Source organism: Mycobacterium aquaticum, from assembly GCF_002086485.1.
Taxonomy (GTDB): Bacteria; Actinomycetota; Actinomycetes; order Mycobacteriales; family Mycobacteriaceae; genus Mycobacterium; species Mycobacterium aquaticum.
Map to the genome: position 1 here is coordinate 46,183 of NZ_MVHF01000019.1, position 12,840 is coordinate 59,022.

A 12,840-nucleotide genomic window follows, 5' to 3' on the forward strand; every position below is an offset into this window, starting at 1 on the left:
CGTGCCTTTCGGTTCTGTGCGGATCAGAGATGGCCGGTTTGCGTATCGATGGACTTGCCGCGGCGGCTCTTCGGGATGGTCATGTAGATCACGGCGCCCGCCCCGATCACCATCACCATGCCCAACCCGACGTGGATCGGGTCGGAGTAGACCAGCAGGGTGCACAGGACGGCCGACCATGCGATCGCGAGGACGAAGATCACCGGGCTCAATTTGCCGTAATGCCAAGGATGTTTGGGGAGCTTCTTCTTGAGCAGGGCGTAGAGGCCGACGGTGACGACGACGCCGTAGGCCAGGCCCCACGCCAGCGCGGTCATGGCGGTCAGCACCGACAGCAGCGAGGACCACAGGGCGAAGACGACCGACAGCGCGAAGATGGTCAGCGTTGCGTTGATGGGGATGCGTTGCTTGCTGACCTTGCGCATCCACGATGCCGCGGGAATCTGGCCGTCCCGGGCTTGCGACCACAGCACGCGAATACCGGTGAGCTGCAACATGACCACTGCGGCGAACAGGGCGACGATCGCCACCGCTTCGAAGACGTTGGCGAAGGCCGAGCCGACGGCGGTGTCGAGGATGTCCTTGACCGGCAGGGCGCTACCCATGATGGCGGGCAGATCCTGGATGGCCAGCATCAGCATGCCGACCATGACGACACCGACGACGTAGGACGACACATTGGCCAGGACGGAGGCCAGCGGTGCTTTCAGCGCGGCGTTCTTGGTCTCTTCGGAGGCGTTGCCGGTCGCGTCGAACGATGAAATGGCGTAGGCGGGCAGGATCATCGCGAACAGGAACGGGACGAACCAGTGGCCGCCGGTGGCGGTGCCGCCGGAGTCGGTGAGGAAGCCCAACGGCTGGGTCGGATGCTTGAAGAACACCAGCACGCCGATGAGGCCGAATACGCAGACGCACTCGGCGACGACACCGATATTGTTCAGCAGCGCAGCGACTTTGACGCCGGCGATGTTGATGATCGTGGCCAGGACGATCAGCCCGAGCGTCCAGGGCAGCGCGTCGACCGCGCTCTCGAACGTCACACCGAACCAGCCGGCGATGAACGGGGCGATGCTCACCGAGCAGGCGGTGACGGCGACGGTGTGCGCGATCAGCAGCCACCAGCCGGTCTGCCAGGCCAGCCAGGGTTTGCCGGTGATGCGCCCGGTGATCTGGTACACGCCGCCTGCCAGTGGGTAGGACGACACCAGCATGGCCACGGCGAGCCCGACCGTGAAGACCTGCAACGCGCCGCCGACGAGGAACGACCAGAAGGCGGCGGGCCCGAAGAAGCCGATGCCGACGACCAGAGTGGTGAAGATGCCCGAGGCGATGGCGATCGAGGTGAACTGCACGCCGAACGCCGAGAACAGCCCCAGGCTGCGGTTGAGCTCCTGCTTGTAGCCGAGCTTCTCCAGGTAGGCGGCGTCGGCGTCGACTGCCGGAGTGGACGGAGGTCGACGGTGGAACACGCCAGACTCCTCGGGGGTAATCGCCATGGTGACCTCATGTTTTCAATAAGCGGGGGATGCGGCTGCGGAATGGATGACGGCTGTCGCTCGATCCTTATTTTGTACTACTGTCGACAATCTACACGCTAGCCGGAGTGATCGCAATCACTACTTCCGGCTAGATTGCCGGCATGCGGGCTGGTCGCGGTCGGCCGAGGATCAGGCCGCGTCGAGTGCTGCACCGGTGGCACGGGCCAACCCAGCGGGGATCAATCAGCTTGCGCCGCAGGGAGTTCAGCGCAATCAGGCGTCTTTGGCTGCGGCCGTTTCGGCTCGGGGCCGGCCGCCGTGCACGTGGCGGTCGATCTCGGCGGTGATGGCGTCCAGATCGCCGGAGTCGACGATCTTCAGCAGCCGCTTGTGTTCGGCGACCATGTCGTGCAGATCGGCGAAGGCTTGGTGATCTGCCGAGAAGAACAGTTGCAGTTGAGCTTCCCAGCTCCGCCACAACTCCAAAAGCAGTTTGTGGCCGGATAATTCGTAGAATCCCCGGTGAAAACTCATGTGAGCGTCGATGGTCGCCGCAGGGTCGTTGTTGTCCGCGCCGAGCTCCATGTCCTCCAGTGCGCGGGTCACCCTCACGCGCGCGCTTCCGCGCAGGCTCGGGAGTGCGAGCTCGATGGCGTACGGCTCGAGACGCTTGCGCAGGCTGGCGATTTCGGCAATCCCATCGGCGCTGACCTCGGCGACGAACGCGCCGCGGTAGGGAATCTTGTCGACGAGCCCTTCTTCGGCGAGCAGGCCAAGCGCTTCGCGCAGGGGTGCCCGGCTGACGCCCAGGTCGGTGGCGAGGTGGGTTTCGCGTAGCTGGCTGCCGGGTTTGAGGGTTCCGTCGAGGATCGCGGTACGGAGCACCTGGGCGACCGAACTCGGCGTCGTGCGTTGCGTGATCCGTCCCAGCGACACCGCGTCGCGGCCTGCCTCACTCAGCGTCGAGAGCGCGCCGTCTTGCGGGGCTGCAGCCATCGGGTAACTCCTCCCAGCCATGTTGCCTAATTGTCGACAGTAGTCCTTCACGCTCTGCTGTCCACGTTGTACGGCATTTGCGGCCAGATGTCGTCGATGGGGTTGGGCAGCCAGGCGTCGTCGGTGATCAACGGGACGTCACCATCGGCCAACCGCCGGAGCAGTCGCCGCCCCCATTCGACAAGGCGCACCGCCGCTCACTCTCCGGCAGCGGATACGTAGATCGGCCCGCGCTCGATGACGGGATCGAGGATCCCCGTCTCCAACTCGTTGGCGGCATCCTCCAGGCCGGCCGGATCGCGATGCTGGCCGGGATAACCGATGAGTTTCTTGACCTGCGGCGTCATGAAGTAGGCGCCGGCGATCACCGACGACAGCGGGTCGAAGGTGAATTTGTCCTCGGCCCACATCTTCTTCAAGGCGCCGCGCAACTCGGTGTCCGGCACGTCGGCAAGGGCGCGCACGGCCGTCAGGACAGCGTCGAAGACGTCGGCGCGTGCGGCCAGGGCTAGGTGCAGGTACGGCTGAAACTCTTCGGCCGCACTGGCTTTCGGGTTGGGACCGGCTTCGGGAATCAGAGTGTCCGCGATGCGCAGCAGCGTGGTGAGCTCGGTGTCGGTGAGCGGACGCGGTGGCGTGGTCACCCGTGGTGGAACCGACAGGCGCCTCTGACCGGACTGCAGTGTCATGCCATCGCCTTTCTGGCGGTCGTCTGTTCCACGACCTTCTTGCCCACCCGCAGCGCCAGGGCGGTGATGGTGCAGGTGGGGTTGGCTGATCCCGACGTGACGAAGATGCTCCCGTCGGCGATGTAGAGGTTGTCGACGTCGTGGCACTTGCCGTATGAGTCGACGACGGAGGTCTTGGGGTCGTCGCCCATGCGGGCGGTGCCCAGCAGATGCCCGGGTTGATCCACCCAGAGTTCTTGGGTGATAACCCGTTTGGCGCCGGCTGCCTCGTGCGCCTTGACCATCTGTTCGACGGTGAACTTGAGCAGCTTGCGGGTGTTCTCGCTGACCCGGTACTCGACCTTCGGCGCGGGCAGTCCGTCGGAATCGACCAGGGTCTGCGACAGTGTCACGCGATTGTGTTCTTCGGGAAGGTCTTCGGTGTTTGCCGCCCACAGGATGCCGTTGCGTGCCGCGCGGGCAACGTCGTGGATGGCCGGGCCCCACAGCTCGTCGAAATCGAGTTCGCGGTGGGCCTCGATCGCGTTGAGCGGACCGGGAGTCGGCAGGGCATGCAACTTGGCGCCGCGGACGAACCCGCGCGACACATCGGTCTCGTAGAACTCCATGGAGTGGATCAGCTGACCGGCCGGGCCGCGCCAACTTTCCAGATCCTCCTCGTAGTAGCCCAGCGCTGTGCAGTTCGGATGCAGCATGAGGTTCTTGCCGACCAGGCCCGATGAATTGGCCAGGCCCTCGGGATGGCGGTCATCTGCCGACAACAACAGCAGGCGCGGGGTGCCAATGCCGTTGGCGCACAGCACTACCGAATGTGCCGGCTGGAATCTCACCGTGCCGTCCTGGTCGATGTACTGCGCTCCGGTGGCCAACCCGTTCTCATCGGTGACGATCTTCGAGACGCGTGCTCCGGTGACCACCTCGGCGCCGGCCTGCTGCGCCTGCGGCAGGTAGATCAGGTCGAACGAGGCTTTCGCTCCCTGCGGACAGCCCCACTCACAGACGCCCCAGCGCGCGCACTGTTCCAGCGTCTTGTTCTTCTGGCTCGGGATCGCGTTGGTTCCGGGCCACCAATGCCAGCCGAGTGCGTTGGCCGCGGCCGCCGCCTTCATGCCGGGTTTCCCCAGCGGGTGTGGAGGCAGGGGATAGTCGAGGCCCTCGGGGTAAGCGGTGTCCCCGCCGACCCCCGAGACGCCGATGAATTCGTCGACCTCGTCGTGATACGGCTTGAGATCGTTGTAGCTGATCGGCCAGTCATCGGCAACGCCGTCAAGGGTTTTCACGCGGAAATCCGACGGCAGCAGCCTGGGCCATTCGGCACCGTAGTAGATGGAGCTGCCGCCGACGCCGTTGAACATGACCGGCCACATGTCCGAATCGGTGACGTCGACCGGATAGTCCGACGGCAGGCCACGGACGTTGGGATCGTGCGCCCAATTGTGTTGGATGAGCAGTTCCCACTCCGGGAAGTTGGCGGGGAAGTCGCTCGGGTTCACCCAGTCGCCCTGTTCGAGGCAGACGACGCTCAATCCCGCGGCGGCTACTGTGTGGGTGACCACCGCGCCGGACGGGCCTGCGCCGATCACCAGCACGTCGACCTGCTTGTTATCGAATGTCATTGGCTGGCCTCACTTCCTGTGCGACTTGGCCTATGCGCCTGCGAGCACGCCGCCGTCGACGACGAACGCGGTGCCGGTGATGGCGGTGGAGTGATCGGACAGCAGGAACGCTACCGAGTGGGCGATCTCGATGGGCTCGATCGCGCGTCCGATCGGCTGGAAATCGGGCAACCCGGCCTCGAGCGCTTCCCGGCCGCCGAGCGCCTCGTAGTGCGGCACGTTGAGCGGGGTGTCGACGAAGCCTGGGCACACGGTGTTGGCGCGGATGCCCTGCGCGCCGAAGTCCAGCGCGATGGCTTTGGTCAGCGTGAGCACGGCACCCTTGCTGGCCGTGTAGGTGGTCAACAGCTTCTCGGCGCCAATGGAATTGATCGAGCCGAAGTTCACGATCGAGCCGCCGCCGGCCTTGAGCAGCTCCGGTATCGCGTACTTGGAGCCGAGGAAGACACCCTTGACATTCACATCGAAGGTCTTCTGGAAGTCCTCGACCGAGGCGTCCAGGATGGTGCCCGGGATCAGGATGCCCGCGTTGTTGACGATGCCGTCGAGCTTTCCGAACGTATCGACGGTGAACGCGATGAGGTCTTTGACCTGTTGCTCGTCGGTCACGTCGACAACTCGGCCGATGAGGCGGTCGTCGTCGACCTTGAGCTGGGGCAGGTGCTCCGGCGAACGGACGGTGGCGACCACCTGAGCGCCCTCTTCGTGCAGGTGGTGGGCCGTCGCCAGGCCAATGCCGCGTGCGGCGCCGGTGACGATGACGGTCTTCCCTGACAACAGCGTGCCCATGGGGTGCTCTCTTCCTGTCGATGGCCGGACATCTCTTCCGGCGGAATGTCGAGATTGTGCATTTGTCGACAATTGGTCAATAGGAGTGTGCCGTGGACAGTGCGTGGCCGTCAAGCGTGAGTTTGTGCGGCGCGTGGGGGCGGCGGCCCGGTGGCGGCCAGCCGCCGGGCCGGGTGAGGGCGGGCGCCGAGATCAGGACGCCAGTGCCAGTCGGTGCCCGACGCTGTCGGCGGTCACGATGCGATCGACGCCGTGGCCGAATCGGTGTTCGACCCGGGAGATGAGCTGTTCGAGCTGGGCGGCATCCGATGAATCAGCGGCGATCGCGATGACCTGAGATGCACTGTAGCCGTGCAAGATCCGTGTCAGGGGTGCCGCGTGGCGAGCGCTCACGGCGACGCGGCAGCCCGCCTGCAGCAGCTGGTGTGCGGTGTGGCGTCCGTGTTCGGTATCCGCGTCGAGTACCAGGACGACTTCGCTGTTGCGGGGCTGTGCCGACATCGTTTTCTCCTTCGTGTTCGGATGTTTCCAGCCAATCGCCGCCACCTTGGTGCCTGATGAGAGGCCGATGTGATGTGCACTTGAATTGCGGGAGAAGAGGATTGGCTGGGTTGCGGTGGTTGACAGATGCCGGGTGGGGCGGTGCCCAGTTGATTTGCGGGAGCCAGTCCAGCAAATAATGTGCGTGACGCCGCCCACACTCGCGCGTGCGACGCGCCGAACGGATCGGACGCCGTCGAAAATTAACGTGTTTGTCATTGTTCTTATCGCTGACCGAACAGCGGGTGAACAACATGGGTTTTCCCTTGGCGCGCCCTGTCAAAGTGCCTTACATTTCGCTCCGTCTCAGCGCCACAGCACGTCGCGGGGACCTGAATCGAGCTGCGGCGCAATGCCGAAATGACGAAGGGGTATTGGCATGGCAAAACATCGCAAGGCTTCTGAAAGATCGGTGCGCACGCGCACGTTGGTGGCCGGTGTGCTGGCCGGTGGCGCGCTGGCGGCGGTCGTGCCCGCAAGCATCGCGTCGGCGTCCACCGACCCGTCGGCTGACGCCGTCAAGCGTCCGGCATTCGGAAACCCTGCTCCCGGTGTGCGCGTCGCACAGGCGGTCGGTGACAAGGTGTTCAACCAGACGCCGGGCATCAACAAGACTCTCGACGACAGCCCGCTGGGCGAGGGCTACCACATCAACTTCGGCACACCGGCCGGCGGCGTCGACACCAGCACCCGCACGGCGAGCAACCCGAACCCGGCTCCCCTGACCACCGGTACCAACGGCGCCATCAAGGGCGAGCTGAACGTCAACGCGGGCCAGTACTACTACGACCAGACCCAGAAGTGGGCGCAACTGACCGTCGGCAACAAGATCCTCCCCGACGAGAGCGACCTGCCGGGCACCCTTCCGAAGGCGGTCGCCGGGGCCAGCCCCCTCAGCGCCACGAGCGCCAAGCCCTCCAACGCCAACAAGGCCCTTACTTGCGTGGCCGCCGCCACGTGCAGCCACTGATCACGGCGGAAAACAAGAGCGGGCGGGCCAATCGGCCCGCCCGTTTTTCGTCGCTACTCTTCGATCTGGTTGCGTCGCTTCTTGCGTTTGATCCCGACGCTGCCCCATAACGAGAAACCACGGATGCGCACCCGCGGCGCTCCGGGTGAGCCCTCCTCGGGGACGGAATGGTCGAAGCTGCCCATGATGGCGTGGCCACTGATTTCCACGTTCACTTCCGGCGGCACCAGAATGGTCTGCCCGCCGCAAATCGAATAGGACCGGATTTCGACTTCCGGAGCGGTGAAATCGGCGTAGCGCATATCGACCACGCCGCCACCGAAGAGAGTGAATGTCGTGAGCTTCATCGGCACATTCCACCGGCCCCGACGTTCGAATCCGCTCATGATGGCCAGCAACAGCGTCGACGGCGCGGGATGACAGGGGCCACCTTTGTTGCAAGGAATGGCGCCGGGCAGATCGTTGCTCAACCGCGCCAAATCGGCATACGTTTGCGCCGAGTAAGCCTTGGCCAATCGGTCCTCGTATTCCGTCATCGGCAAGCGGCCCGCGGCCGCGGCCTCAGTGAGCAGCTGCGCCACCTGAATCCGATCGGTGTCGGCAGCTCTGGTTGAGCGGCTCTGCGGCGCTGAAGTGCTCATCAGAGACGAGCCTACGACGAACGCCTGCACATGCAAGACGGTTGGCCAAACTGTGGCTTCGGTCGCACCAGCGAAACCGTCAGCCTGCCGAATTTTTATCAGCCTGAGCTGAGGTAATCCTGAAAAGTTGTGGTGCCGACCGCGTTTTCGGGCACCAGATTGGCCCCCGTTTTGTAACCCGCGACAACACGACCGCCGAGCGTGAGACTCAACACGTGCCGCCTGCTGCCGCGTGCCGCGAGGTACATCCGGCCCAGTTCGTCGTGGTCGTGCACCGCCGGGCCGCCGATGTCGGGTACCCGTCCGGCCGGGGAGGCACCGACCAACTCGGCCAACCGGACGGCGACGTCCCGCGTGTCGATCGGCTGGAACCGCACGCCGCGAAGGGCCCACAGCACGGGTGAGAACCGCTGGACCGCGAAGATCTTCTCGATCAGTTCGTGGAACTGCGTGGCGCGAAGCACGGTGTGCCCGATGCTCGACGCCGCCAACGCCTCTTCCACCCGCAGCTTGGCCTTGTAGTACGGCAGCGGGATCCGGTCGATCCCGACGATCGAGATGTAGACGATGTGCTCGACGCCGGACCGGGCCGCCGCGGCGAGCAGGTTCTCGGTGGCGGTGACGTCCTTGCCGCCGGTGGGCTGCGTCGCGCAGTGGACCACGACGTCCACCCCGTCAAGCGCCGCGTCCAGGCCCGTGCCCCTGGTTAGATCACCTTGGCACCAGTGCACACCGGTATAACCAACGCGCTCATGGCGACTCAGCGCCCGTACGGAGTGTCCGGCGGCCGTCACTTCCGGCACCACGTGGTGTCCGAGCGTTCCGGTGGCGCCGGTGACCAATACGCACCGAGGCATGCCCCCCAGGCTAGGTGCGGCTACCGAAAAACCACACCCCCGCTCCGGTGGCCGTGTCGTCCCGCCGGCTCAGCCGAACGGCGAGAGTGCCTTGGCGATGCCGCCGGTGAGCTTGTCCACGGCGTTTTCCCACGGCCCCTTGGCGTCATTGCCCGGCCAGATCTTCTCCCACGGGCCGTTCGAGGTGGCCTGCTCCCACGGGCCCTTGCCGCTGCTGCCGCCGAAGACCTTCTCCCAGGGAGCGTTGGCGGTCACGGTCTCCCATGGGCCGTTGGCGGTCAATGCCTCCCACGGCGCCTGCGGTGTGCTCGAACTCGATGACTTGGACGACGACGTGCTGGGCGCGGCGCCGGCTGCGACCGTGGTGGTCTTGCCTGACGTCGGCGGCTTGCACGGATTGGAGCAGCTGACCGTGGTGCTGGGGTCGGCCAGCGCCGGCGCGGCGAAGGCGAGGGGTGCCGCGATCAGAGCGGCGCCGATCACGGTACGTCGAAGAAGCATCCAGAGTCCTTTGGTCTTTGCGCGCGAGGCCCCCGCCGCAAGGTGCAATTGTTTGCTGGATATTTTTCACCAGCGTCATGCACCGGCAGCTTAAGTCCCGGTGTCGGGTCTTGCAGGGTGGGCCGTATGGCGCCGAAGCACTGCTTCATGCCAGCTCGCCGGGTTATCTGGCCGAGCCGGCGCACTGCTCCCGCGTTTTCCCAGGAAGGGCCTCGGTGGTCCGACGATTCTGTTGTGCAGTGGCTCACACAGTTAGCTGGCTGATAGGTCTGTCACGGTGGTCGTCGGCCAAAACGACAACACCCCCGCGGGAGCTTGGCTCCCACGAGGGTGTTGTGCGGATCGAGTTACTCGGCGGGCGGGAACGCCTTCTCCCAGGCGCCGCCGTTGATCGCCTCGACGCCGTTCTCCCAGGCGCCCTTGGCGTCGCTGCCCGGCCACACCTTCTCCCACGGGCCGAAGGACGTCACTTCGTTCCAGACCGGATCATTCTTCCCGTCATTGTTGATGTCGCCGACGCAGGGAGCGCAGTCGAAGTTCATGCCGCTGGGCTTGGCCATTGCCGGGGCGGCGAAGGCGAGGGGTGCCGCGATGAGAGCGGCGCCGACGGCAGTGCGTCGAAGAATCATGTCGGCTCCTTGTGGTGTTTGCTGAGCAATAGACCCAATCTACGGTGTGGATCCGCTGAACACCAGCTGTGAAATATGCGTGTAGCCCTGATACTTGCCTTTGCAATAACGTTGTCGCTGCTCAGGGCGGTGTTCGTACATTCTGGCTGGTTGCAGGCGTGACTCGGCGCGGGGGTGATTTAGCTCAGGGGAGGCGCAACTTCTAATTAGCTGTGACGTCAATGTGACCTTGGTGGACCGTGGAAAACGCTCCGTACCGCCGGAAAAATTGCCGTTGAGCAGGGGATACGCCGCGCATCTCAGCGTTCTTTAAGGTACGGTTCCCCGAGCACCACTCACAGCACTCTGCCAACCAGGGCACAGCGGCTGCACGGTCGATCAGGCGGGATCCAAGAGAGGAACACAACCGATGGCGTGGACGAAGATTCCTGCTGCTGCGGCGTCGATCGCATGCGCGGCATGCATCGCAGCTGCGACGGCGGTGCCAGGCGCTGAAATGCAGGCGGCCCACCTCGCCAAGGCGGTTAGCGGTGATGTTCAGTTCACGGCTCTCGAGGATGTGCTCACGGATGTATTGACGGCGACCCTTCAGCTGGACTCGCTGAATGGAATCGCCCCTCTGCTGAACTTCGCCACTGGGGGAAGCGGAGACCCGTTTAGTGCATTTGTTCCAGGTATCGAGCCGGGTTGGCCTGGCTACGCAGCCCTCAGCGCGTTGTGGTTTTACCAGAACACCTTTACTGGTAGTACCACTTATGCAGGAATCGAGGGGATTTCAGCATTTAGTGGAATTCCGGGCTATCTAAACGCGTTGGGCGGTGACTTCACCGGGGTTTCGGTATTCGACGGAATCACGTCCTTCCAGAACTTCCCAGAGGAAGGCCTTAAGGCCTTCGTTCCTCTAGAGGACGACCCCAACACCGAGAACGTGAATGAGTATCAGGCCGGCTACGCGGCTCTCAGCGGGCTGTACTTCTACAAGAACTTCGTCGCCAACGGCTTCGACACGTCAGCCGACGGTTTGGGCGGCATTGATGCGTTCAGTGCGCTGCCGCTGTACAAGGATGTGATTGCGGGTGACGAGGAAACCCGCGACAAAGCGCTGCGAGGTCTCGATTCGGTCAGCGCCGTTCCCGAGTACAAGACTCTGTTTTCGCGCGACGCGACAGTTGGGCAGCGGGCTGACGCGTTGAGGAGCCTGGATGCATTCAGTGCAATCCCGGTGTATCTCGGCCTTCCGACAGCGGCGGAAGAGGAAGCGGTCGATCCGAACGTGCTCGCAAAGACCAACATCCAAACCGCGTCGGAGAAAACTGAGGTTTCCTCGTCTGAGGCCGAATCGAAACTGTCAAAGCCGAGCAACCCAGTGACAGCGCTGTCGAGTGTCACGCCGCCGTCCGCTGAGGCGTCGGACTCCGGTGTGCCTGCGGCAGCGCCAGCCGCACCCGAGGCGCCGGCCGCGCCCGCTGGTAGCAGCTCCACTTCGACAAAGCAGAGCAACGGGTCGTACTCAGGCGTCTTCAAGCCCAACAATCCAGTCGTTCTGTTCGGCACAGGTAAGGGCGGTGGCGCCGACAACGGCATCCGCGGCTGGGACAAGGTGGCGAACGGAATTCGTGGCGCGCTTGGACTTCCCAAGGACAACAGCGGCTCCAGCGACAGCGGTAGCAGCGGAGGCGAATAGCCAGTCGACCACCGGTCGTCTCGCTGCTGCAGACAGCTTGTTGACAGCTAAATCTCAGCAGTTCCTCAGCGCCCGGCGTCGAGAAAGTTCTTTGCGCAAGAAATCTTGACGTCAGCGTGCATTACCTGGTGCGACGTGACCTCTTTTGCGGTACTTTGCTGCGTACGTGGGGCGGGGTAGCCCGAGGCGTCAGCAAACTAGGTAGTGCGGCGCCACCCCGATCGCAGAAGGGTGACGCCGATGGTGTTGGCAAGGGTTTCGGGGATGGCAACCGCACTGGCTTGCGCGGCATGCATCGCAGCTGCGGCCGCGATACCCGGGGTGGAGACCGAAGCAGCGCACATCGCAAATTCCGTCGCCGGCGATGTGCAGTTGTCGGCGATTGACCTAAGCCAACTGGCCTGGCTGAACGGCATCCCGGCATGGCAGACGTTCCTGTCGACCGGTGACCTCAGCGCATTCGTTCCGGCAGCCGATGGCAGCGGTGGATATGCCGCTCTCAGCGCGCTGGCCTCGTATCAGAACTTTTTTGCTACCGGTGACATAACGCAGGCCACCGGTCTCGGCGGCATCGCCGCATTCAGCGCGCTGCCGTTCTGGGTCAACGGTGATATCACTGCGATACCGGCTGCATTTAGCGCCGTTCCGGTATACGAGAAGCTTGCCAGTGGCACCGCCACTGTCGATGACCTGGCACCTCTGTCTTCTGTGAATGCGTTGGTCGCCTTCTCGAAAGTTCCCACTGAGGGATTGCAGGCGTTCATGCCCTCCGCCGATGGTAAGAATCCCGGATATGCCGCGCTCAGCGGGGCGTATGACTGGCAGCAGTTTTTGACGACGGGTGACCCGACTGCGCTGTCCGATATAGCTGCCTTCAGTGCCATTCCGAACTTGAAGAACTTCGTCTCATCGGGTGACCTGTCGGCGAAGGGGCTCGGCGGGATCGCAGCCTTCAGCGCATTACCCGCGTTCGGCCTCACATCGCTTCCGGCCGCGGCGCCGTTGACAACCACGACCAAACAGGCAGCACCCCTGACGACCAACACGACCGAAACCCCAGTGGTCAAGGGCGCAGAGATCCCGGAGGTGCAAACCAAGACGGTCGAAACGCCGAAGACGATCACGACAGCGCTTTCAGACGTCACCCCGCCGTCGTTCAACACCGGTAAGCAGGACGCCCCTGAGCAGGCACCGGTCACCCCGGATGTGCCGAGCCTCCCGACCTCGAATGACAAGAGCACTCTTCCGACAGGCAAGCCGTCGAACGGGTCGTACTCAGGAACGTTCAAGCCGAACAACAGCTCTGTCTACCTGTTCGGCAGTGGTGGCGGCAGCAACAGCGCCGACAATGGCATCCGCGGTTGGGACAAGGTCGTCAGCGGCATCAAGGGCGCGCTCGGCGGCAGCAGCAGCTCAAGCAGCGGCGGCTAGCCAACAACGCACCTCACGC

Annotated in this window: 14 protein-coding genes; 3 read left to right on the plus strand and 11 right to left on the minus strand. The window is 64.1% G+C overall.

Features of this window, described 5'->3' with window-relative positions:
* Positions 1-23 precede the first annotated feature (23 nt).
* The 7 genes from BST13_RS18975 to BST13_RS19000 form a co-directional block, all read right to left on the minus strand.
* Complete coding sequence (locus tag BST13_RS18975) at positions 24-1,496, minus strand: APC family permease (protein WP_083165575.1); 1,473 nt, start codon at positions 1,494-1,496, stop codon at positions 24-26.
* Positions 1,497-1,751: 255 nt separating this feature from the next.
* Positions 1,752-2,474, minus strand: a complete 723-nt coding sequence (locus tag BST13_RS18980) for a GntR family transcriptional regulator (protein ID WP_083165576.1) — start codon at positions 2,472-2,474, stop codon at positions 1,752-1,754.
* A 47-nt stretch (positions 2,475-2,521) separates the two neighbouring features.
* A complete protein-coding gene (locus BST13_RS39070; RefSeq protein WP_158087167.1) occupies positions 2,522-2,665 on the minus strand; it encodes a hypothetical protein in 144 nt (47 codons plus the stop codon).
* A 6-nt stretch (positions 2,666-2,671) separates the two neighbouring features.
* The gene (locus BST13_RS18985) at positions 2,672-3,163 is read right to left on the minus strand and encodes a hypothetical protein (RefSeq protein WP_083165577.1); all 492 of its coding nucleotides are present in this window, start codon (positions 3,161-3,163) and stop codon (positions 2,672-2,674) included.
* Positions 3,160-4,779: a GMC family oxidoreductase gene (locus tag BST13_RS18990; RefSeq protein WP_083165578.1), complete on the minus strand. Its 1,620-nt coding sequence runs from the start codon at positions 4,777-4,779 to the stop codon at positions 3,160-3,162. Before BST13_RS18990 ends, BST13_RS18985 begins: the two co-directional genes overlap by 4 nt.
* 30 nt (positions 4,780-4,809) lie before the next feature.
* Entirely contained in the window at positions 4,810-5,568 is a 759-nt protein-coding gene (locus BST13_RS18995) for an SDR family NAD(P)-dependent oxidoreductase (protein WP_083165579.1), read from the minus strand.
* Positions 5,569-5,760: 192 nt separating this feature from the next.
* Positions 5,761-6,069, minus strand: a complete 309-nt coding sequence (locus tag BST13_RS19000) for an SDR family NAD(P)-dependent oxidoreductase (RefSeq protein ID WP_083165580.1) — start codon at positions 6,067-6,069, stop codon at positions 5,761-5,763.
* Positions 6,070-6,487: 418 nt separating this feature from the next.
* Here BST13_RS19000 and BST13_RS19005 point away from each other — a divergent pair, with 418 nt between their 5' ends.
* A complete protein-coding gene (locus BST13_RS19005; RefSeq protein ID WP_142282805.1) occupies positions 6,488-7,078 on the plus strand; it encodes a hypothetical protein in 591 nt (196 codons plus the stop codon).
* 53 nt (positions 7,079-7,131) lie between these two features.
* Here the strand turns inward: BST13_RS19005 and BST13_RS19010 are convergent, their stop codons facing one another.
* The 4 genes from BST13_RS19010 to BST13_RS19025 all read right to left on the minus strand — a co-directional run bounded on the left by BST13_RS19010 (position 7,132) and on the right by BST13_RS19025 (position 9,706).
* Positions 7,132-7,719 carry a DUF1707 SHOCT-like domain-containing protein gene (locus tag BST13_RS19010; RefSeq protein WP_083165582.1) on the minus strand — a complete coding sequence of 196 codons (588 nt, stop codon included), beginning with the start codon at positions 7,717-7,719 and terminating at the stop codon, positions 7,132-7,134.
* Between the two features lie 98 nt (positions 7,720-7,817).
* Positions 7,818-8,576: an SDR family oxidoreductase gene (locus BST13_RS19015; protein WP_083165583.1), complete on the minus strand. Its 759-nt coding sequence runs from the start codon at positions 8,574-8,576 to the stop codon at positions 7,818-7,820.
* Positions 8,577-8,645: 69 nt separating this feature from the next.
* Positions 8,646-9,077, minus strand: a complete 432-nt coding sequence (locus tag BST13_RS19020) for a hypothetical protein (RefSeq protein WP_142282806.1) — start codon at positions 9,075-9,077, stop codon at positions 8,646-8,648.
* 347 nt (positions 9,078-9,424) lie between these two features.
* Positions 9,425-9,706 carry a hypothetical protein gene (locus BST13_RS19025; protein ID WP_083165585.1) on the minus strand — a complete coding sequence of 94 codons (282 nt, stop codon included), beginning with the start codon at positions 9,704-9,706 and terminating at the stop codon, positions 9,425-9,427.
* Positions 9,707-10,115: 409 nt separating this feature from the next.
* On the opposite strand from BST13_RS19025, the gene BST13_RS38725 reads away from it, so the two are divergent.
* Positions 10,116-11,390: a hypothetical protein gene (locus BST13_RS38725; RefSeq protein ID WP_142282807.1), complete on the plus strand. Its 1,275-nt coding sequence runs from the start codon at positions 10,116-10,118 to the stop codon at positions 11,388-11,390.
* 264 nt (positions 11,391-11,654) lie between these two features.
* Positions 11,655-12,821, plus strand: a complete 1,167-nt coding sequence (locus tag BST13_RS19035; protein WP_083165587.1) for a hypothetical protein — start codon at positions 11,655-11,657, stop codon at positions 12,819-12,821.
* Positions 12,822-12,840: the final 19 nt, after the last annotated feature.

Coding starts and splice junctions, on each gene's coding strand:
- BST13_RS19000 (WP_083165580.1), bottom strand. CDS start 6,069: ATGTCGGCACAGCCCCGCAACAGCGAAGTCGTCCTGGTACTCGACGCG.
- BST13_RS18990 (WP_083165578.1), bottom strand. CDS start 4,779: ATGACATTCGATAACAAGCAGGTCGACGTGCTGGTGATCGGCGCAGGC.
- BST13_RS19025 (WP_083165585.1), bottom strand. CDS start 9,706: ATGATTCTTCGACGCACTGCCGTCGGCGCCGCTCTCATCGCGGCACCC.
- BST13_RS19035 (WP_083165587.1), top strand. CDS start 11,655: ATGGCAACCGCACTGGCTTGCGCGGCATGCATCGCAGCTGCGGCCGCG.
- BST13_RS38725 (WP_142282807.1), top strand. CDS start 10,116: ATGGCGTGGACGAAGATTCCTGCTGCTGCGGCGTCGATCGCATGCGCG.
- BST13_RS19005 (WP_142282805.1), top strand. CDS start 6,488: ATGGCAAAACATCGCAAGGCTTCTGAAAGATCGGTGCGCACGCGCACG.
- BST13_RS18995 (WP_083165579.1), bottom strand. CDS start 5,568: ATGGGCACGCTGTTGTCAGGGAAGACCGTCATCGTCACCGGCGCCGCA.
- BST13_RS18985 (WP_083165577.1), bottom strand. CDS start 3,163: ATGACACTGCAGTCCGGTCAGAGGCGCCTGTCGGTTCCACCACGGGTG.
- BST13_RS19015 (WP_083165583.1), bottom strand. CDS start 8,576: ATGCCTCGGTGCGTATTGGTCACCGGCGCCACCGGAACGCTCGGACAC.
- BST13_RS19020 (WP_142282806.1), bottom strand. CDS start 9,077: ATGCTTCTTCGACGTACCGTGATCGGCGCCGCTCTGATCGCGGCACCC.
- BST13_RS18980 (WP_083165576.1), bottom strand. CDS start 2,474: ATGGCTGCAGCCCCGCAAGACGGCGCGCTCTCGACGCTGAGTGAGGCA.
- BST13_RS19010 (WP_083165582.1), bottom strand. CDS start 7,719: ATGAGCACTTCAGCGCCGCAGAGCCGCTCAACCAGAGCTGCCGACACC.
- BST13_RS18975 (WP_083165575.1), bottom strand. CDS start 1,496: ATGGCGATTACCCCCGAGGAGTCTGGCGTGTTCCACCGTCGACCTCCG.